At 49.3% G+C, this 19,410-nt stretch carries 18 protein-coding genes; 14 read left to right on the forward strand and 4 right to left on the reverse strand.

The features are described from left to right. Positions 1 to 63: 63 nt before the first annotated feature. The 12 genes from IPL85_02550 (at position 64) to IPL85_02605 (ending at position 11,069) form a co-directional block, all read left to right on the forward strand. Positions 64 to 1,227, forward strand: a complete 1,164-nt coding sequence (locus IPL85_02550) for a hypothetical protein (GenBank protein ID QQS20456.1) — start codon at positions 64 to 66, stop codon at positions 1,225 to 1,227. Between the two features lie 175 nt (positions 1,228 to 1,402). Then, on the forward strand, positions 1,403 to 1,975 hold the full coding sequence (locus IPL85_02555; protein QQS20303.1) for a hypothetical protein: 573 nt from the start codon (positions 1,403 to 1,405) through the stop codon (positions 1,973 to 1,975). Continuing rightward, positions 1,972 to 2,232 carry a hypothetical protein gene (locus IPL85_02560; protein ID QQS20304.1) on the forward strand — a complete coding sequence of 87 codons (261 nt, stop codon included), beginning with the start codon at positions 1,972 to 1,974 and terminating at the stop codon, positions 2,230 to 2,232. The genes IPL85_02555 and IPL85_02560 overlap by 4 nt, the downstream gene beginning before the upstream one ends. Before the next feature lie 96 nt (positions 2,233 to 2,328). Continuing rightward, a complete protein-coding gene (locus IPL85_02565; GenBank protein QQS20305.1) occupies positions 2,329 to 2,769 on the forward strand; it encodes a hypothetical protein in 441 nt (146 codons plus the stop codon). A 10-nt stretch (positions 2,770 to 2,779) separates the two neighbouring features. After that, a complete protein-coding gene (locus tag IPL85_02570) occupies positions 2,780 to 3,517 on the forward strand; it encodes a hypothetical protein (protein QQS20306.1) in 738 nt (245 codons plus the stop codon). Further along, positions 3,502 to 3,864: a hypothetical protein gene (locus tag IPL85_02575; protein QQS20307.1), complete on the forward strand. Its 363-nt coding sequence runs from the start codon at positions 3,502 to 3,504 to the stop codon at positions 3,862 to 3,864. The genes IPL85_02570 and IPL85_02575 overlap by 16 nt, the downstream gene beginning before the upstream one ends. A gap of 20 nt (positions 3,865 to 3,884) precedes the next feature. Next, the gene (locus tag IPL85_02580; GenBank protein ID QQS20308.1) at positions 3,885 to 4,733 is read left to right on the forward strand and encodes a hypothetical protein; all 849 of its coding nucleotides are present in this window, start codon (positions 3,885 to 3,887) and stop codon (positions 4,731 to 4,733) included. Next, positions 4,723 to 5,385 (forward strand): hypothetical protein, encoded by a 663-nt coding sequence (locus tag IPL85_02585; protein QQS20309.1) that lies wholly within the window; start codon positions 4,723 to 4,725, stop codon positions 5,383 to 5,385. The genes IPL85_02580 and IPL85_02585 overlap by 11 nt, the downstream gene beginning before the upstream one ends. A 202-nt stretch (positions 5,386 to 5,587) precedes the next feature. Further along, positions 5,588 to 6,499 (forward strand): right-handed parallel beta-helix repeat-containing protein, encoded by a 912-nt coding sequence (locus IPL85_02590; GenBank protein QQS20310.1) that lies wholly within the window; start codon positions 5,588 to 5,590, stop codon positions 6,497 to 6,499. 38 nt (positions 6,500 to 6,537) lie between these two features. Continuing rightward, positions 6,538 to 7,434, forward strand: coding sequence for a hypothetical protein (locus IPL85_02595; protein ID QQS20311.1), 897 nt, complete (start codon positions 6,538 to 6,540; stop codon positions 7,432 to 7,434). 162 nt (positions 7,435 to 7,596) lie between these two features. Beyond that, on the forward strand, positions 7,597 to 9,465 hold the full coding sequence (locus IPL85_02600; GenBank protein ID QQS20457.1) for a hypothetical protein: 1,869 nt from the start codon (positions 7,597 to 7,599) through the stop codon (positions 9,463 to 9,465). A gap of 152 nt (positions 9,466 to 9,617) precedes the next feature. Continuing rightward, positions 9,618 to 11,069, forward strand: a complete 1,452-nt coding sequence (locus IPL85_02605; protein ID QQS20312.1) for a hypothetical protein — start codon at positions 9,618 to 9,620, stop codon at positions 11,067 to 11,069. Positions 11,070 to 11,095: 26 nt separating this feature from the next. Here the strand turns inward: IPL85_02605 and IPL85_02610 are convergent, their stop codons facing one another. Then, on the reverse strand, positions 11,096 to 11,458 hold the full coding sequence (locus tag IPL85_02610) for a hypothetical protein (protein QQS20313.1): 363 nt from the start codon (positions 11,456 to 11,458) through the stop codon (positions 11,096 to 11,098). A 60-nt stretch (positions 11,459 to 11,518) separates the two neighbouring features. Between IPL85_02610 and IPL85_02615 the strand changes: the two genes are divergently transcribed. Then, a complete protein-coding gene (locus tag IPL85_02615) occupies positions 11,519 to 12,454 on the forward strand; it encodes a metallophosphoesterase (GenBank protein ID QQS20314.1) in 936 nt (311 codons plus the stop codon). Positions 12,455 to 12,531: 77 nt separating this feature from the next. Here IPL85_02615 and IPL85_02620 read toward each other — a convergent pair whose 3' ends face one another. Beyond that, entirely contained in the window at positions 12,532 to 13,512 is a 981-nt protein-coding gene (locus IPL85_02620) for a DDE-type integrase/transposase/recombinase (GenBank protein QQS20315.1), read from the reverse strand. Between the two features lie 303 nt (positions 13,513 to 13,815). Between IPL85_02620 and IPL85_02625 the strand changes: the two genes are divergently transcribed. After that, on the forward strand, positions 13,816 to 16,272 hold the full coding sequence (locus IPL85_02625) for a hypothetical protein (protein ID QQS20316.1): 2,457 nt from the start codon (positions 13,816 to 13,818) through the stop codon (positions 16,270 to 16,272). A 214-nt stretch (positions 16,273 to 16,486) separates the two neighbouring features. Here IPL85_02625 and IPL85_02630 read toward each other — a convergent pair whose 3' ends face one another. Both IPL85_02630 and IPL85_02635 read right to left on the reverse strand, forming a co-directional pair. Further along, complete coding sequence (locus tag IPL85_02630) at positions 16,487 to 18,406, reverse strand: right-handed parallel beta-helix repeat-containing protein (GenBank protein QQS20317.1); 1,920 nt, start codon at positions 18,404 to 18,406, stop codon at positions 16,487 to 16,489. A 50-nt stretch (positions 18,407 to 18,456) separates the two neighbouring features. Next, positions 18,457 to 19,341 carry a hypothetical protein gene (locus IPL85_02635; protein QQS20318.1) on the reverse strand — a complete coding sequence of 295 codons (885 nt, stop codon included), beginning with the start codon at positions 19,339 to 19,341 and terminating at the stop codon, positions 18,457 to 18,459. Between the last annotated feature and the right edge of the window lie 69 nt (positions 19,342 to 19,410).

Raw genomic sequence — 19,410 nt, forward strand, 5'->3', positions numbered from 1 at the left:
GGTGATCTCGCTGGTACTGCTGCTGCACCAACTGTACCAGGACTGGCTGGTAAAGCAGCGACGGTGCATACGCATGCTCAAGCTGACGTCACAGGACTAGTCGCTTCACTTGCCGCCAAAGAGGCGACAATCACAGCTGGGACTACTTCTCAATATTATCGTGGTGATAAATCATGGCAAACCCTAGATAAGTCAGCTGTTGGCCTTGCTAACGTCGATAATACTTCAGATGCTAGTAAACCGGTTTCGACTGCGACAACTACAGCGCTTTCAGGCAAGGTGGATAAATCGACAGCGACATCCAAGGGCGACTTGTTGGTGGCAACAGCAGCCTCGACACTTACGCGTCAAGGGGTAGGCCTAAACGGACAGATACTCACGGCCGATAGTACCCTCGCTAACGGAATAAAGTGGGCAGATCCAATCGTAAGTTCGGTTGCGGGTAAAACAGGAGTTGTCACGCTCGTCAAAGGCGACGTCGGCCTTGCAAACGTCGATAACACGTCAGATGCTAGCAAGCCGGTTTCGACCGCCACACAGACTGCTCTTGATTTGAAAGTCGACGAGACCATAAGCGTGACTGGTGCTACTTCTCTGACCGGTGGCGGCGTCCTTACAGCCAATCGAACTCTTACCCTTGTCAATGACGCGGCCACACCTGGCAACAACAGATACTACGGTACGGACGGCACAGGCACAAAAGGGTTTTATACTATTCCGGCAGGTGACCCAAGTATGGGCGGCGACTTAACTGGCACTGCTAGCACTGCGCAGATAGCTGCCAATGCCGTCACGGCGACAGAAATAGCTAGTAATGCGGTCACGACAATAAAAATTCTTGATAGTAACGTCACTGAACCGAAGTTGGATGTAGCTAATAGTCCTTCAACCGGCCAGGTACTGAGCTGGGATGGTACAAACATGGCTTGGGCTGGTGCACTGGCATTTGCATTTACAAAAGTCAGTGTCTCGACGAACTATACAGTTACAGCTTCGTTTCAGTATGTGTTAGCAGATGCTACAGCAACTGGGATTACTATTACGCTTCCTGCTCCACAAAATAACGCATATGTACGCGTGAAACGAATGTCGACTAATGCAAATAGCGTACAGGTTGTGGCTCCGGCTGGTTCTTTTCTTGATGCACCTGCAGTAGGCTCGGACGTACTGAATAACGCTTATGACAGCGCTGAATACTGGAGCGACGGAACAAACTGGTATAGGTAGAAACTAAGTTATTGTTCGTTGCCGCTGTAGCTGCATGTATGAGTACTGTTTAGCTGGATGATTTTGTGGATGCAGACTCAACCGGTCGGCTAGTGCCGCAGCTAGTCAGGGAATACCCTCGACTTGTATGGTTGGTAGGTTGGTGGGATGAATATGGGTATGTATTATTAATACCATGAGCATAACAACAAGACGGCTACAAAGAACCCAACAGACAACCTCAGCAATCTGGCCAGATGCGACCAATACTGGTTACAGAGGAACGCTGACAAATTACAGCGGCGGCTCGTCAATTCTCGTTAGCACAACTCTGGTGAATAAGAGGATTTCAACAGCGCTTCAGGTCTTTTCGGGAGCGACACTCACACTAAACAACTGCTGGGTGGATGGTGGCTTTATTGATGGTGATTATGCCGATCAACCGATCACCCTTACTGACTGCCAGATTGATGCTGGAGAGTGGCAGGGGGCGGCGGTGACGGGGTACAACATTCACATTACACGCTGTAACATCACTGGTGCTCAGCATAGCGTTTTGGCCTCAGATAATGTCACGGTAGAAGACAGTTGGCTACATGATCAGTACGGTGGCCCAGTCGGCAGCTCTTATCACAATAACGCTTTTATTTCGAACGGTGGCAGCAATATCATGGTGAGGCATAATCGGTTGGATTGTTCGGTACCGCTGAATGGTTCGGGTGGTGGACCAACCGCCGATGCTTCAATCTTGGTGATTTTGCTACGATGACCGATGTCACTTTCGATAACAATCTTTTTATGCCAACAACTGGCGGCTACGGTGGTACATTTGGCTATAATCCGGCTAAGCCATACGGGAGCAACCCGAGCTATATTGTAGTTACAAACAATGTCTTCCAGCGCGGCCCGACCGGCATATGTGGTGTCTACGGCACAGTCACGTCTTTTTTGAGTAGTGGAACGGGTAATGTTTGGTCTAACAATACCTACGAAAACGATGGCACGATCATACCACCTGCCGAGTAAATTTTCTCTGACTACCTCCTCAAATAGCAATATTCTTTTGCCGCTGAATATATTCACCACATTTACCGCTGGTAGGATTATGCTAAACTGGAAACCATGAGCAGGTTTGCACAGAGGCTTAGGAGTGCAGTTGGAAAAGGCGGTGTGCTATATTTATCGCCTATGTCCGGCAGTTATAGCGGCGGTTCGACGGTAAACGTGGCTATCCGTATGACAAGTGGCAGCACGCTTGTTAATACTGTACAGGCAAATCTTACTTACCCTACCGCTCAGCTGCAATTTGGCAGTATCAGTACTGTCGGTAGTCCGTTTACGACCACAATTCAGAGCAACGGCGGAAGTGGTTCTGTCCAGCTTGGCGTCGGCATATTGGCTGGTTCGACTTTTGGTGATCAGCTCGTAGGGGTTATTACGTTTACTGCGACTGCTGCTGGTGCTGCGACAGTGACTTTTAACGCTGGTTCTGGTATTGCCAGAACTGCCGATGCAGTCGATATCTGTACTCAAAAGCGCGGAGCAGCGTATACAATAACCTAAGGACTAGATCATGCTCTATCATAAAATCCAAAAAGCCATCCGTATTCACAGCCTTAGCCCCGTTCTAGTAGTGGCTGGTTGCCTAGCCTTAACAGTTAGCGTGGTTGTCTGGGCGGCCAATGTCTATACCAGTCTAGAGACAGAAAGTGGTACTGTTGCAACCGCCATAGTTGTCGGTGATGCGTCGGCTTCAGGTGGTCAGGCGGTTAAGTTCGGGGCGGCTGGTAGCTGTACCTATGCTGGTCATGTACCCGATGGAACTGATGGCTTTGGCGGTTGTTGGCCGGGGCCGAACAATACGGGCGTACCGGATGGTACTACGCTAACCAACTATACCGGCCCCTGCACAATCACCACCAATAACACTGTAATTGACGCTAAAACGGTTAACTGCGATCTGCATGTTAGGGCACAAAATGTTACTATCACGAGATCTATGATCAATGGCTATATTGAAACCTCTAATGATAGTGGCACTTCTTATAATTACGCAGTGACAGATAGCACAATTCACGTTGCTGATATTAATTATCGCGGTTTATTGTACTCAGACTACATTGCCACTAGAGTGGATGTTTCTGGCGGGCAAAGTATGGCTTGGTGTGACACTTGTACAATTCAAGACTCATATCTCCATAACCCACTTGAGGATCCCGAGGAGCAGCTGCCAATCACGCCGCTCATAATTCTACAGTTCGTGTTTCAAAATATGCAAATCTCATACACAATACTTTGTGGTGTAATGTAGTTGAGTACCCTCAACCAGATGGGTTGGATGCCTCGGGATGTTCGGCAAATCAAACTGCCTATAGTCATGACGGCGCACCTCCCTACAACAGCACCATAGAGAAGAACCTTTATATGCCGACGACAGGCGGGTACTGCGCTTATGGTGGTTCTACATCTGGAGACCTAGCTGCGGTACACGATATTGTCTTTAAGGATAATGTATTTAAACGGGGTACAGTGCAAGGCGAAAACAACCGTGGCTTTGTCTGTGGGTATTGGGGACCGATAACGAGTTTTGATAGTAACCGGCCAGGCAATCAATGGATTAATAATAGATGGGATGACGGCACTATCTTGCTGCCGTAGAATTGAAGAAAGAAGATCGTATGAGATTACCAGCTGTTGATTACTTAAAAACAAAATGGAAAGCAAAAATATCGCGAAAAGTGATGGTTGTTATGGCTTTCCTAACAATTCTAGTCATGCCATCGTTGGTAGTATATATGACAACATCTGAGTCACAACAAGTCCTACCGGCAACGTCGATGGGCAATATGTATCTAGCACCGGAGGCGCCGCAAGCCAAGCAAGGTGATCCTTTGGCTGTCAACGTGCGGATTGAACCTGGTACGCCGATAGATACAGTGGTCGCAAGGCTACAATTTAACCCCGACCAGTTGACCTATACATCGGTTTCGTATCAAAATTCACCATTTGCTACCCAAATACCGATAGTCGTCACCAGCAACCGCGTCACGGTAGAGAGTGCAAAATTTGGTAACGGCCCCGTGACGGCTGATTCGTTGATTGCGCAGGTCACATTTACTGCCAAACAAACTGGAGTAGCGGAACTGACGCTAAGTGGTGACGCTGCCTATGCTGGTGTGGCCACTCACCCGACAATTATGGGCGAGGTAGTACCCATAACTACAAGTAACTCCACGCCAGCTTCGGCTGGGCAACCAGTTACAGGTGTAGCTAGGCAAACTGAAACGGCATCCAGGACTACTGCTAGCGCACCAGTACAATTAACCAAGTCTCTTCTAACTTCGATAGGTCTTTCCGAATACAAAGCCGCAGCAGTCGCGCCTGTGTTAGCAATTTGTCTCGGTGTTTGTGTGGCTAGTGGCTTCGGCTATGCGCTTTACCGCTTTCTTGCTAGGCGTCGACGTGTACTGGGCTTAGATAAAAATAAACCCATTATTCACAAACAGGGAGACAATCATGTCGAATAAACTACAGCTGTACTGGAGTAAATTTGCTCTGGCACTCGTTAGCGTGGTTATGGTGGTTGCAGCCGTACCAACGCCATCGGTGTACGCCGCTGCTTGTACGCCGCCAGGAACCAATTACGGTACGGTAACTCAAACATCCAACATCAGCTCGGCCGGCACCTACCGCATCTGGACGCGAATGGCGGCAGCTAATAGCACGGACAATACTGTTCTGCTCGAAATCGATGGCAACACTTGCTATGTCGTAGGTGGTAGCAGCGTCCCGACCTATGCCAGTGGCGCTACAAATTACTTCGTTAACAACAAGACAAACTGGATCAGTAAGACTACTGGCGGGACAAATATAGACGTATCTTTTACTACGGGCAATCACACAGTAAAGCTAATCGGCAATGGTCCGGGTGTTGTAATTGACCGAGTGCTGCTTACCAAAGACACTACATGTACCCCGACAGGTACTGGCAGTAACTGCGCCAGCATCTACTTTGCGGCTGATATCGATCAAAACGGTAGCGTCAACTTCCTAGACTTTAGCCGTCTCGCGAGCAAATACAACCAAAGTGGGGGTGGCTTGGGGCGGACCGATATTAACCTCGATGGCACGGTTAGCTTTTTAGACCTTAGTCTGATGGCCAACACCTATGGCCAGTAAATATATACTTGCAAAAAACTCCCCCTCAGACTTATGTAGGAGCATACATATGCCGCTTTTTTCGGTTTGGGGTTTACGGGCTCTACCTTCCCCAGACAAACCGCTTTCTGGTTTACTCTTGGCCGACCCCGAAGACGTTGGGGTTTTCGTAAGTCGAGTCAAGGCGATTGGTCATCTGAGGTGAATTTAATACACTAGGATTATGAGTAGTTTTACCAGACGAATACAACGAGTTCCTGCGGTTTCTCCGCCGGCACTGGGTGGCTGGCCAGATGCGACGAACACTGGACCGGAAGCTGCTGGCTACACCAACTTAACCGCCTGGACAGACGGCTACCTGATCGGACCGACCTATTCAAACACGGTGATCAGTGGCAAGATTTTCGACGGCATTGGGCCTCAGGTGACCGGAAACAACGTAACATTTCGTGGTTGTATCATTCGAGAAACGTATCCCAATGGTTTTTTGTTGCGACTGGACGGCACGAACACGACATTCGAAGATTGCCGGTTTACGCCCGCAGTTGGTGTGATGCCCCCGGTGAGTTTGGCGGCCTCATATCAGCAGGGAATCAAAATGATCAATGGTGTCGGCCTTACGGTCCGGCGATGTGAGTTTTGGGGCTTTGGAAATGCTATCGAATTTGAACCATCGAGCGCAACCCAGGCTAACCCGATTCTTGTAGAGGACTGTTGGATGCACGACGCGGCCGACCAGAGTGGTGATACTTATCATCACGACGGTATATTGTCGTCTTATGCATCGTCATGGGTGAGTGTTGATCACTGTCGGATAGTCTCCGGCGGCAACACTAACGCCATCGCTTTCCAGTCAACTGGAGGCCAATGGTCGAAAATTGTAGTGAACAACTGTTTGCTCGGCGGGTTTGGATATACAGTCAATATTGGCGATAGTTTTGGTGGTAATAACATTACCCTTACGAACAATGTGTTTGACACATCTATAGTATGTGACTGGGGTCCATTTAAAAATGATTGGTCAGGGTTTACTGGCACAAATGTATGGCAGGGGAACACTTGGGACACGGGGGGTTACTGGTGGCCAACAGATGGCGCTTCGACTGGCGGGCATGGTTCTGACTGGGCAGGATAAGCTAGATTACCGCTAATCTGAGCTATATAATAGTTACCATGAGCAGGTTTACGAGACGGCTTCAACAGGGAGTGAGTGGCTTTAGCGACAGTTTGCGACCAGCTGCGCCGATAATTACCAGCAGCGCTACTGCAACAACTACTACACCGACCATCAATGGGACGGCTGAGCTTGGGACAACTGTAGAGATCAGCATAAATAACCATGTATATTCTAGTTCGACCAACGGTAGTGGAGTATGGTCAATCGTAGTCGTAGATACGCTGACACAAGGCAATGCCTATACGTTGACAGCTTCAGCTCGCAATGCAGCTGGATATGTTTCTAAAGTTGCAGCAACTCAAAACCTGACAGTCAGCGGCTCCGCTGGCACGTTTGCTGGTACAAAGGTCGCGATCATCGGTGACTCTTTGACCTATCAGGCAGATAATGGTCAATATGATATACCGGCGGCCTTTACCTCGGCTGGCTGGCCAACTGATGCTACCTGGTTTTACTCTTGGGACGGCAAGAAAATAGCCGAGTCAGATTGGGGCAATCTTACTACCATGCAAAATATTGCGCAATGTCGTTTGGATATTGGCGAGCCAGATGTTTGGGTTATTGCGCTTTGTACAAATAATGGTAGTGACTCGGTGCAAAAAATAACTAGCGATATGCAACTGGTATTTAATGCACTTGGCTCGTCGGCACGCCTACTCTGGGTCAATAAAGGTGATTGGTGGGTTCCACCCGATTCAGACATTAACAATACTATCGCCTCGATGATATCGTCACGACCATATTCAATGTTAGCTGACTGGTACAGTGTTGTCGAAAATACTGCCGATCAAACCAACTGGTGGACAGACGGAACTCACATGACAAGATACGGCTACTCAATACGCAATAATTTCATCGCTGCTAAATCGGTAGAACTTTTTAACCAGGGATAATATAACCGAGCTTGGCCTACTTAAAGAGCTGAAATAATCCATTGATTAATCTTGGTAGCCCTGAAGACGCTAATGTTGATGGTGTTTTGGTCTGTGCGCTTCCAATATCTCTGTTATAATCATAACCAGTTAAACTATTATCTAAAGGGAAGTGAGACAACTATGCCATTCACAGGAACCGGCACCGGCATCCAAAACGCAAACGACGTATTCTTCAGCGTCCTTGCTCAAGACCATATCCTTCGTTATGACAACGCTACTGCCAAATGGATTAATATTCCTCTCTCAGTAGCGACAACAGCCCTAACCGATAACTCAGTTACCGAACCAAAGCTATCTATTAGCAACGCACCTACTACCAACTACGTCCTTAGCTGGAATGGTTCAGCCATGACCTGGGTTGCTCAAGCCACTGGAGCAGATGCAACCACTACCACAAAAGGTATTGTCCAACTAGCCGGTGATCTCGCTGGTACTGCTGCTGCACCAACTGTACCAGGACTGGCTGGTAAAGCAGCGACGGTGCATACGCATGCTCAAGCTGACGTCACAGGACTAGTCGCTTCACTTGCCGCCAAAGAGGCGACAATCACAGCTGGGACTACTTCTCAATATTATCGTGGTGATAAATCATGGCAAACCCTAGATAAGTCAGCTGTTGGCCTTGCTAACGTCGATAATACTTCAGATGCTAGTAAACCGGTTTCGACTGCGACGCAGACTGCCTTAAACGCCAAGGCTAGCACAACAACAACCATAACTGGGACTACTTCACTAACAGGAGGCGGCGACTTATCTGCTAACCGAACACTAACGCTTGTCAATGACAACGCAAGTCCAGGTGCTGATAGGTACTATGGTACAAATGTTGGCGGTACGAAGGGTTGGTATGCACTTGCAGGTGGTGGCTCATCAGGGCAGTTTGGCTACATCTTCCTTGACGATCAAGCCGGTGCTACTGACGATGATAAACTGACCGCTGCCATTGCCGCACAGCAATCTACCAACGGTATGCCACCTATTGTACTAGGTGCCAGGAGTCATTCCTTTAACCAGACTCGTACTCTATACTCTGGGCTTAAGCTTATAGGCCAATCTACTGGTCCAAAAAACCTTGAACAAAACCCTAACTTTGTAACCTCTCGTATTGTACTAGGTGCGGCAGTCTCATCAGGCGCAAGCAGTTGGTGGGTGACCCCAGGAGGAAACTTATTTGACATATACATGGCAGATTTTGCTGTAAACGGTAACGAAGGCGCCTCTGTCCACCAGTTCATGGATGTAAACAGTGGAACACTATACGCGTGTGAGTTCCATAGCTTGGCATTTGACTTCATGCGATCAGTATTGGGACGCAAAGATCGCACCTTCTTAATGACACAAGTTGTACTTTCTGGCCACTGGACAGCAAATAATCTGTGGGATACGCAGTTTCACCTCGGTGGGTCAGATAACTCACTGTGGATGGGTGGCATGATTAACATGGGACCATCAGCATCCCCAGCACAGACAGGAACCTATGCCGATAATGATTACGAATTTATGTTTAACAATATGTCAAAGACAAATGTAGGGTACATATACATGACTGCACTTAACGGATGGCGAGGTATTCGTGTTCAAGGAACTTCTTCTTTCCTGACGTTCTATGGTGGTGTATATGAGGGTTACAACGCGGGGACACCTGCACCGGGTACAGTTATACGTCTTGAAGGTGGAGTTGGTTCATTCTATGGTCCTAACATCGGTCAGGGAATGGGCAGCCCGGATGCGGCTGAAGGTGGTCTTGTTCACATCACCGGTGGTGAATGGAACTTCTACGGACCGATATTTTACCGAGGTAACATGACAGACACAACCCCTTGTATCTACCAATCTGGGGGCCGTGTTCACGTCACAGGGGCAACACGCCGCCAGAGTGAGACTTGGACTGCACGCCCTGTACTAGATACTGGAGCTGCAGGTGGAAATACAGCTGGTACAGGAACCTACACGACATACGTTCCCGATCTTTCTATGAACGTCACCTAAACATTTCCTAGCAATCTAGTAAATTTAAATGATAATTAACCCCAGCTCGGCGCTTACAGCTAGCTGGGGTTAATCCATAATCTTTTCACTTCTAATATCTCTGTTATAATCATAACCAGTTAAACTATTATCTAAAGGGAAGTGAGACAACTATGCCATTCACAGGAACCGGCACCGGCATCCAAAACGCAAACGACGTATTCTTCAATGTCCTTGCTGATGGCCAGATCCTTGAGTACAACAGTACGACTGCGAAATGGGTTAATGCCGCAAATACCAGCGACCCAGTACTTGGTGGTGATCTGACTGGCACTGCCAGCAATGCTCAGATAGCTGCCAATGCCGTCGGCACTACTCAAATCGCTGACGGAGCAGTAACCGAACCAAAACTAGGCGCCAGCAACGCGCCGAGTACCAACCAAGTACTGAGCTGGGATGGCTCTAATATTACCTGGGTGACACAAAGCACGGGGGTAGATGACGGAACAAGGTTGCTTGATTCATTTGCTGGTGCGACCGACGACGACAAACTGACTGCTGCTATTGCCTGGCAGCAGGGACATTCTCGCATGCCTGCGATTCGCTTAGGTTCGCGTATTCATACGTTTAACCAAACGAGGCAGCTGTATAGTGGCCTCAAGATTATTGGTACACCGGCAGGTCCTCGCAACCTCGAGCAAAGTGGCGGTGTGTTTGTACCGACCAGGATCAACCTCGGAGCAGCCATATCGTCTGGTGCGAGTTCATGGTGGGTCACACCTGGAGGAAACTTGTTCGATATATATATGGCTGATTTTGCGGTTTCCGGTAATGCGGGATCATCCGTACACCAATTTATCGATGTCACTACGGGTTCCCTATATGCCTGCCAGTTCCATGCACTGAGTTTCAACTTTATGCGGAGCGTTTTTGGACGCAAGGATCGCAAATGCTTGGTGACGCAAGTTATATTTTCTGGCCACTGGACGGCAAATAACCTGTGGGACACACAGTTCATGCTCGGTGGTGCTGACTGTAATCTCTGGATGGATGGTTTCTTAAACATTGGCCCGAGTTCGAGCCCTGCACAAACCGGTACCTATGCAGACAATGACTACGAACTCATTTTTGACAGCCTGAGCAAGACCAACGTAGGTTATATCTTTATGTCAGCTCTCAACGGCTGGCGTGGCCTCAAGGTTTCCGGCAGTGCCGGTCACGGACTTCGTTTTTTCGGCGGAACCTACGAAGGCTATAAAAGTAGCAACGACAACCTCGCCGCACCAGGTACGGTTATTCGACTAGAGGGAGGCAAAGGAGCATTCTTCAGCCCAAGCCTCGGCCAGGGCATGCAAAGTCCAGATGCTGCCGAGCTAGGCCTCGTACACATAACTGGTGGGGAGTGGGCGTTTTACTCACCGACTTTTTATCGCACACCAGCTGCCGATACTGTGCCGATGATCTATGTTTCTGGAGGCCGTGTATTGGTAGAAGGTGCTACACGCAACGACGACCAAGAAGCTTGGACAACACGTCCGAAGTATCTTCTCGGAGGGGGAGTGGCGACTGGTCCGAACAGTGGTGAAAATGTTTTCTACTGCCCAGATATGTCGATGGTTCCATAATTCTAGTTTATAGCCAACCAAAAAATCTAACGAGTTGACTCAATCAGTGATTGTATGTCATTTCTTTGTCTAGTAAAACCGGCATAAACCACTGTTGTATCGTCGGTCGATGCAAGCAGTTGCTCGGCTTGTTGGACGTTCAGCACGCGTGCAGTGACTTTGATATGAAGCACGGCATCGATCATACGCTCAACACCTTGCTCAAGGCTCTGCGTATCGGGATTTGGTGAGATAAATGTGACATCTCCGGTCGGTTCATAGACATGTTCATCGTGGAGTGAAAAAGTATGAAAAGTATAGGCGATTCGCTCAACAGGAACCACCAACCCAGAATCATTCTTAATACCATCGAGTAAAACTAAGTAACGATACCATGTGCTTTCATCCATGTTTTCACTATAACACCTAATACAAACATATGCGCTATAATGTATCTAAAGGGGAAAAGTGTGTTAAAACGACGAGCACAACAAGCCGCAGCTGGAGCGTTACTTACGACTGAAACTCAGTTTACGTTTATTTCGATTCCTGACACTCAGCAAGACAACAGCAGCGCTGTACGTACCGCCGTGTTTGCCGAGCGTATGACCTGGATACGAGATAACCGTGAGGCACTCAATATTAAGTTCATGGTACAAGTCGGCGACCTTGTCGACTGGGACGACGAAACTCATAGCCATTATGTGCGAGCCGATACCGGTCTCGATATTCTGGACGCTGTAAATTTTCCCTACGCACTTTGTATCGGCAACCACGATACAGCCGCCGTGCAATATGGCGGTAGTGCCGCACCTGGTGACGTTAACGCGAACCTTCGCAATACGAGTACGTTTAACAGCTATTTTCCCGTCTCACGCTTTCCGAATATTGCCGGTGTGTATGAAACTGGAAAAGTTGACAATGCCTACCGCACGTTTCAAGCAGCTGGGCTCAACTGGCTGGTCATGAATGTTGAGTTTTGTCCACGCGCGGGGGTGTACCCTTGGGCAAATGGTGTCATACAGGCTCATCCTAATCACAATGTCATCATCCTGACACACATGTATCTCGAAGGTAACGGTGCAGTCAGTGGTAGTAACGCCGGTTACGGCGATACGAGCCCACAAACCATGTACGATACAATCATCAAGAATAACCCAAATGTTAAATTCACGTTTTCTGGTCATTTGCCTGTATGGTCAAGCTCTGTTTCTACGAGCGCTACGACTGGCCACAAAACATACAACCTCATGGATTGTTGGCATGACTATTCTAGTAATCCGACGCGTGTCTGTACGTTTGATATTCCCGCTGGCACAGTATCGACCCAGGTGTACGATCCCAAAACAGACAGCTGGCGAGCCAGTACCATCCTTAATTTTACTGGTATAACCTGGGTTACGTAGTTGTCTTTTCGAGCTTGCTACTACCTGACAAACTGACCGTTTTCACTTTATCGAAACGTTCGCAACACGTATAGAACTCAAGACCTTTGCAACATTGCAGCAGGCACCTGCATCTGTATGCCTAAGTGTACTCGCTTCGTGTTGTAGTAGTCGAGATACGCAGTAAGCTTATCTCGCTGGCTTTGGAGCGGTACGCTCCTGCGCCAGTAGTATCCAATACATTCTGTCTGGATAGTTCGGTTGTATCGCTCTATGTGAGCATTGTCATTGGGTCGGTGCAATCGGGAGTGTCTAGTGGTAATACCTCGTGAGCGAAGCACTTGCTCAAAGTAGCGTCCGTACTCTGGACCATTGTCTGCCTGCACCATGGAAATAGTAAAGCCCCATTGGTCTTGTGCTTCCAGGACCGCCCGTGCAGCAAGCCCTGGGCTGAGCCGGGTTGCTAGAATGACGTACGTCATTCTAGTGAATAGGTCAATGACCGTGTAGTAATACAGACGCTTACCGCTGTGTGGATCGACATGGTGGATAGTATCTGTCTGTACGAGCTCACCAGGCCCTGTGGCTTGTGGACGTCTCGGGTTATCTGGTCGTACTCGCTTCTTCCTGGCTCCATCAAAGCAGTAGTGTCGCCGTAATATACGGCGCACACTGCTAAGGCTAACAATGGCTGTGCCGTAGGCATCGCCAACTCGTGTCAGGTGGTACCACACCACCTCAGCACAACGTTTGAGTCTATGTCGTAATTCAAGTATCCGAGTCATGAGTTGCTCGCCTATTGCCTGAGGGCTTGTATGGGGCCGAGATGTGTACGTAGGGATGAGCCATGTACATCGCAGTAGGTGGTTTGCTTTGCTGTACACACGGGCTGGGCGGTTGGGATTGTCGAACTGAACATGCTCATTGAGCTTGTCCCACTTCTGCTTCCATCTCCAGATGGTGGTACGGTGTACACCGCAACGGTTGGCAACAATCTGCAAGGGTATTCCCTCACACACAAGCAACCGCATTGCCAAAGCTCTCGCTTTAGGTAGGTTAGGGTTGATAGAATAGGCCATGGTAGGCTCCTTCCTGTTAGATGTAATGCTCTTACAGTTTAGGATGCCTACCTTTTAGGTTGCAAAGGTGGTGAGTTAGTACGGCAACATTTACTATTCAAAGAAATGAGTGTATAAGTATGTATATTAGTGCAGGGTAATAAGTGCGTGGGAAGGGAGTAGACAATGAAAATATTCAACAGAGGTGGTTATAGGCTATCGTTGCTAACTGTGCTTGTGTCACTTTTGTGTGCCACGTCTATCGCTGCAAGTGCCTCGGCAGAAGTAAATCCTACCCTAAGTGCCCCAGGTACCGTCTCGTCCATGCCGCTTCCAACTGTAAAAATTAACGATGGTATTGTCTGGGATGTAGTCACAAAAGGGAACAAAGTCTACGCAACCGGCTGCTTTAATAGTGTGACAGACTTAGACGGCAGTGTTCATAGCCGTAAAAATATCTTAGCTTTTGACATAACAACGGGCTATCTCGACCGCAATTTTGTCCATAGTCTCAGTGGCGCGAGCGCTACAACTAGTTGTGTGAGGAGCGCCAACCCGAACGAAGGACGCGTATTAGCGCTATCGCCCGATGGCAATAAGCTCTTCGTAGGCGGTACGTTTACGACTGTCGATGGGGTGACAAAAGAACGATTCGCGGGCTTCGATATATCTCCGACAAGTCCTAACGGCGCGTTGCTGGCTGGCTACGGCGGCGTAACAAACGTAGTTCGTGCCATAGCAGCATCAAACAGCACAGTGTACATAGGGGGTAGTTTTGGTAAGGCTGGCGGAGTATGGCGAGACAAATTAGCGGCGTTCTCGACCACCAATGGTGTTGTGAACAACTGGTCGCCTACTGCCAACGCTCAGGTCCTCTCCATGGTGATGGCACCAGGCAATACTAAAGTGATATTTGGCGGCAGCTTTTCGACAGTAAATAATCTACCGTATCACTCGATTGCAGCAGTCGACGCCGTAACTGGAGTACCACAACCAAACTGGGCAAGTACTCAGTGGTCAAGCACAGGCTGGCCGACTACCGACCTAAGCCGTTTCCCGATCAATAATGAAGACCCAGTTGCTTCAGAGGCCGCCATCGGTAGTCTGACAACGGACGGGACAAACATATATCTAACAGGTTATAATTTCAGACTATTTGGCCGTCCTGGAGCGATCGAAGGCCGCGCTGCTATTAGCCCTGTCGACGGGAAGCTAGTATGGCTCAACGATTGTCATGGCGATAGCTATGATACATATCCTATGAATGGTGTTCTCTACAGTGTTGGTCATGCGCATGAATGTATCGACGCCGGTTCGTTTGCAGATGGTCCACTACGACATGCAGTTGCCGAGAGAGTTACTCGCGGCTTTGATGTAAATGGCAACCTAGCGGTCAACACTACTCACCCGGGCAACCGATACTGGAGTTTCGCAAATCAACCTCGTTCCTCTGTACTCAGTTGGTATCCAAACTTTAGCAATGCGATATGCGGTACGAGTTATTCTGGTGCTTGTCAAAATGGCTGGAGCGTAACAGGCAACGGTTCATATCTTGCGATCGGTGGCGAATTTACGCATGTAAGAGGAGCTTCGCATGTCGGTTTAGTACGTTTTGGCCCCAATACGACAGTATCGACAAAGTACACCCCTGTTACAGGTGCGCGGCTGTTAGATACTCGTCAGTCTAGCCCGATGGCTGCCAATTCTTTTCTAGACATACAGGTAGCCGGAAGGGCTGGCGTGCCGACGAGTGGCGTAGAAATGGTCGAGTTAAATATCGCCGTTGCGTCTGCAACTCAGTCAACGTATGTATCAGTTGGGCCATCTGACCCGAGCAGAACCCCTCCATCGACGGCACTTTTGAGCGCGGTTCCAGGTGTTATCGTCGATAATGGAGCCAGCGTTCGCTTGTCATCGACTGGCGCCATGCAGTTGTATAATGCGTTTGGCAATACAAATGTAGTAGTAGATATCGTAGGGTACTATTCCAGTAACGGCTCGTACGTCATGAGCTCAACTGGTCGGACACGTATATACGATTCCCGTTATGACCCAGCCAATAATTATGCACCAATTGCACCTGGTGGCGCTCGTACGTTAGCCGCGAGTGGAGTATGTGACAGTAGACTCAGAGCTATGAAATACAATGTCACTGTCATACCAGTAAGTGGTTCAGGTTACATCACGACTACGCCAGTTGGAGTGCAAAAATACCCAATCTCACAGTTCAGCTATAACAACGGAGAGATGACGGCGCATAGTCTGGTCGCAACCATGGGGGGAGGAGCCTGTCCGTCAACAGTATTCTATAATCATGGTTCCAGCGCACATATTGTGGTTGACGAGATAACAGCATATGTCGACCCAACAATTACGCAGCCACAACCGACGACTCAATTGAGAAGTAAAATAGTCACCATCACCCCTAGCCGTATCGCCGATACGCGTAATAGTGCGGATTCGATTTTTGGCAAATTAGCGTCTGATCAAGACAAAAATGTTCAAGTAACTGGCCGCTTCGGTATTCCGCGTAATGCTTCCAAAGCTATGGTAATTGTGACCGGTCTGAATGCGCCAGGCGGGTATATGTTCGCATATCCTAAAGATTTTCGCACAGCTATGCGCGCCGGAGCCTCATTGATCTTATCTCCGAGCCGCCCAGTGTCAAATTCACTTGTTGTACCTATAGACCAGTCAACAGGTACGATCACAGTCGGATTCTCAGGTTCTGGTAGTGCTGACGCGGTAGTAGACATTGTCGGCTATATAGTAGAAAACTAGTTCATACCTTCTCAGCTGATCAGTCGGACTTCATACTTTGCGAGTCGTTCATGCTACCCTGCGGGTTAGTTACGTCGAGTTGCTGTAAGCAGTACTGTTGGCGCTTTCCGGGGTTAAGTGAGCGAGAGCGGAGCCTTCAGGAGTGGGGTGCTTAAGACAATTGGGTTAACTCCATTTGTCTCAAGCGGGGCGGGCGAGCCCGCCACTTTTTGAACTAACTGCGCCAGCAGCCAGCGTGTTTCGTGCCGGTTGGTTGTCCAGCCAGTCCAGCAATTGACGCGGAAAGCGCAACAGCTTTGGTGTGTAGAACGGCGTAGCCACCGGTGACGACATAGTTGGCGTCAATCGGCGATGGGTTTGAAGTGCCTGAACTTTTCGGGTTGATTTCGGTGCCATTTGGGTTGAGTGAGGTAGCGCTGACCATAGCGGCATGCGTCGAATAGACGATAGGTGTTGAGCTGCCGACAGATGTCGGCGGGAATATATACGGGTAGGGATAGGTAGTGCTCGGCGCAGTCGCCCAGTGAAATACGTTGCCGTCCATGACAGTGCCGTAGGCGGCTAGCAGCTGATTTGTGCCACCGGACTGAATCTGTTGGTCATCGATACAAAACATAGCGTACGCGTTTGACGGTGTGCCAACCACGACGTTGTTATGGATAGTAACGTTGTTGATCTGCCATGTCATATAGCTGCTATACATAGCGTGCCCGAGCGGGTAACGACCGTCTAGACCGTAACTCGTGTTGGCGGGTCGTCGGCTTTCCTGGTAGACCGCCAGAGGGCGACGATCGCCGTTACCATGGTTGGACGTGTCGGGGTTGAGCCGCTGAGAGAGGCTACCGCAGCGCACGATTGTGTTGTTCCATACTTCCATGTTGTCTGTGTTGTTGACCTTGATCGCCTCGGCCGGGTTGTCGACAAACAGGTTGTTGGTGCAGATTCCGGTGCCACTGATTTCAAAGAACGCATCAGTGTCTTTGTTGCGTAAGAAATCGTTGCCGTAGACTTCCATGTCGTAGACCGACATGTCGAACCAAACAACTTTGCATTTGTTGTCGCGGAAGATACTGTTTCGGACGGTGACGTGTTGGGACTGTGTGACCTTAATCACCCCTGAGTCAGGCGATGAGTTGAAGTTTTCGGTGTTGGTGTACTCGATCAAAATATTGTCGAACAACAAATTGTCTGATCGGTAGCCGCCCGAAGCTCGGTAGCCTGCGCGTCGGATTGTCACGTTTCGGATGGTGTTGCCATGGCACTGGTTTGAGGTTAGTGCTGCGGTCGCGATATCTTCCATGACAATGTTTTCAGCCAGACAGTTAGTTGTGTTGTTATTGCCGTCAAAGCGCAGCACTGAATACTGCGGCAGGGAATTGCCATATCGACGAATGCCAAAACCACGGATTGTCAGGCCGGTATAGCCAGTACCAAGGTTTAAAAAGATGTGCATATCGGTCACATTGACTGTTTTGCCGGCCGGATTTGTCCCGATGTAAAGTGTGGACGGCGTGAAAATCATGTTGCTAGTTGTACCCTGCACATAGAAAGTACCGGCTACGCACGCTCCCAATGATCCGACTTGCGTCAGCGCGACACCATCTACGAACACCTGCTCAGGGAATGGCGCCTGCGGATAATTGGCGTTGATCCATTGCCAACCTGGGGTTGAGCCGTCCGCAGCACCACTCGTGCTGGTGGGGCTATGGTCAAATACTTTTGTCCATGGGATAGACCAAGTTGCACCGCTCTGCGACCAACCAGTTTGGACGCTCGAACCATCAAACCAAACCGCTTCACCGGGGTAGTTTTGAATCGTCAAGTTGTTTCTGTTCACCTCGATGCCGATAGCCGAAGTGTGATTTGAGCCGCCTTCATGGTACGTACCGGCTCGTAATACGATGGTTTTTCCGCTGGTTGCCGCAGTAATGGCTCGCACGAGTGTGCGGTACGGCGCGCCGATCGTACCTACGCCGGTCGTATCGTTGCCACCCGTCGCAACATAAATAGCATCACCAGGTACAGCGTAACTGGCCGCACCGACCGCCACCGAGCCAGCGTTAGCCGTTGGATTTGTGCCGGTTGCCGTAGTTCTAGGACCTACTTTTTGTAGTCTTCGTGCCGAAATGCTCATAATTTTATTATACAGCACACCAAGTGCGTGCTAATCCAACAAGACGGTCTCTACCCTAGCCAGCCCTGGGCAACAATTGTGTCGCCTACCAGAACCGCAACCGCAGCATAGCCCGCTCCATTCAGGTGACCTGTATCGGACCGTAAACTTATAGGGATAACACCATCTGCTTGATCGGATAAATCGGTAGCATTTGGCGTTACGCCTGAGTCAACCCAAACCTGAGCGGACTTCAGGTAAGCATAGACGTCGACATAACGATCGCCGTATATGCTTGCTAACCGTGCGTTTTCAGCGTCCATCCGCGTCCGGGCAGAGGTGCCGACGGGCATTGTGCTATTTGCAAAATGTCCCATTACCAAATACTGTGTTCGAGGTAATAGATATGCCACCGTAGCATCAACCGATTCGGCGCAAATTGCCATGTTGCCAGTGCCACTGGTGATGTCGTTTTTTCCCGACCATATGATTGTCCCGTCTGCACGGCGCTGGCTACCCTGAGTGGGTATAAATGGTGTATCATTTGGTACACTCGTGACGCTACCGCTTGCTGAACGGGTAAACTGGTAAGTCGTGAGGTCGCCCGAAGACGCCAGTGTACCACTTACTCCCTGTAAACTGCCCGCTGCTGAGAAAGATAGTATGTGCATAGTCGGCGTCGTAGCGGCAATTGTTCCGGAGGCTGGAATAGAGCCACCACTCAAACTAAGGAGAGCTGGTCGCCCACCTTGACGAGCGGCAACGTGTGTCGACCACTGACCGCCAACACCTCCATTGTACATCGGTATACCAAATCGAGCCTGTAGCTCGCTGCCAACACTAACACCGCCCCCACCATAACCCTGTGCAGACGAGGAACCCCAAATCGCAAACTCAGTCGGGATGTTGTATCGTCCCGCAGACCCAAGAAACATGCGTCTTGTAAAACCACTCATTGACCTATTATTATACACGTCCGTTGTCGAGCGTTTTATTGGCAGCCCAGAACGGGAGTGTATCCGTTG

It is taken from the genome of Candidatus Saccharibacteria bacterium, from assembly GCA_016699955.1.
In the GTDB taxonomy this organism is placed as follows: domain Bacteria; phylum Patescibacteriota; class Saccharimonadia; order Saccharimonadales; family UBA4665; genus JAGXIT01.

Bases quoted from the DNA above. Each gene is read 5' to 3' on its own strand.
- IPL85_02595 (QQS20311.1), top strand. From the start codon at position 6,538: ATGAGCAGGTTTACGAGACGGCTTCAACAGGGAGTGAGTGGCTTTAGC.
- IPL85_02625 (QQS20316.1), top strand. From the start codon at position 13,816: ATGCCGCTTCCAACTGTAAAAATTAACGATGGTATTGTCTGGGATGTA.
- IPL85_02555 (QQS20303.1), top strand. From the start codon at position 1,403: ATGAGCATAACAACAAGACGGCTACAAAGAACCCAACAGACAACCTCA.
- IPL85_02605 (QQS20312.1), top strand. From the start codon at position 9,618: ATGCCATTCACAGGAACCGGCACCGGCATCCAAAACGCAAACGACGTA.
- IPL85_02600 (QQS20457.1), top strand. From the start codon at position 7,597: ATGCCATTCACAGGAACCGGCACCGGCATCCAAAACGCAAACGACGTA.
- IPL85_02620 (QQS20315.1), bottom strand. From the start codon at position 13,512: ATGGCCTATTCTATCAACCCTAACCTACCTAAAGCGAGAGCTTTGGCA.
- IPL85_02635 (QQS20318.1), bottom strand. From the start codon at position 19,341: ATGAGTGGTTTTACAAGACGCATGTTTCTTGGGTCTGCGGGACGATAC.
- IPL85_02565 (QQS20305.1), top strand. From the start codon at position 2,329: ATGAGCAGGTTTGCACAGAGGCTTAGGAGTGCAGTTGGAAAAGGCGGT.
- IPL85_02560 (QQS20304.1), top strand. From the start codon at position 1,972: ATGACCGATGTCACTTTCGATAACAATCTTTTTATGCCAACAACTGGC.
- IPL85_02570 (QQS20306.1), top strand. From the start codon at position 2,780: ATGCTCTATCATAAAATCCAAAAAGCCATCCGTATTCACAGCCTTAGC.
- IPL85_02610 (QQS20313.1), bottom strand. From the start codon at position 11,458: ATGGATGAAAGCACATGGTATCGTTACTTAGTTTTACTCGATGGTATT.
- IPL85_02580 (QQS20308.1), top strand. From the start codon at position 3,885: ATGAGATTACCAGCTGTTGATTACTTAAAAACAAAATGGAAAGCAAAA.
- IPL85_02630 (QQS20317.1), bottom strand. From the start codon at position 18,406: ATGAGCATTTCGGCACGAAGACTACAAAAAGTAGGTCCTAGAACTACG.
- IPL85_02590 (QQS20310.1), top strand. From the start codon at position 5,588: ATGAGTAGTTTTACCAGACGAATACAACGAGTTCCTGCGGTTTCTCCG.
- IPL85_02585 (QQS20309.1), top strand. From the start codon at position 4,723: ATGTCGAATAAACTACAGCTGTACTGGAGTAAATTTGCTCTGGCACTC.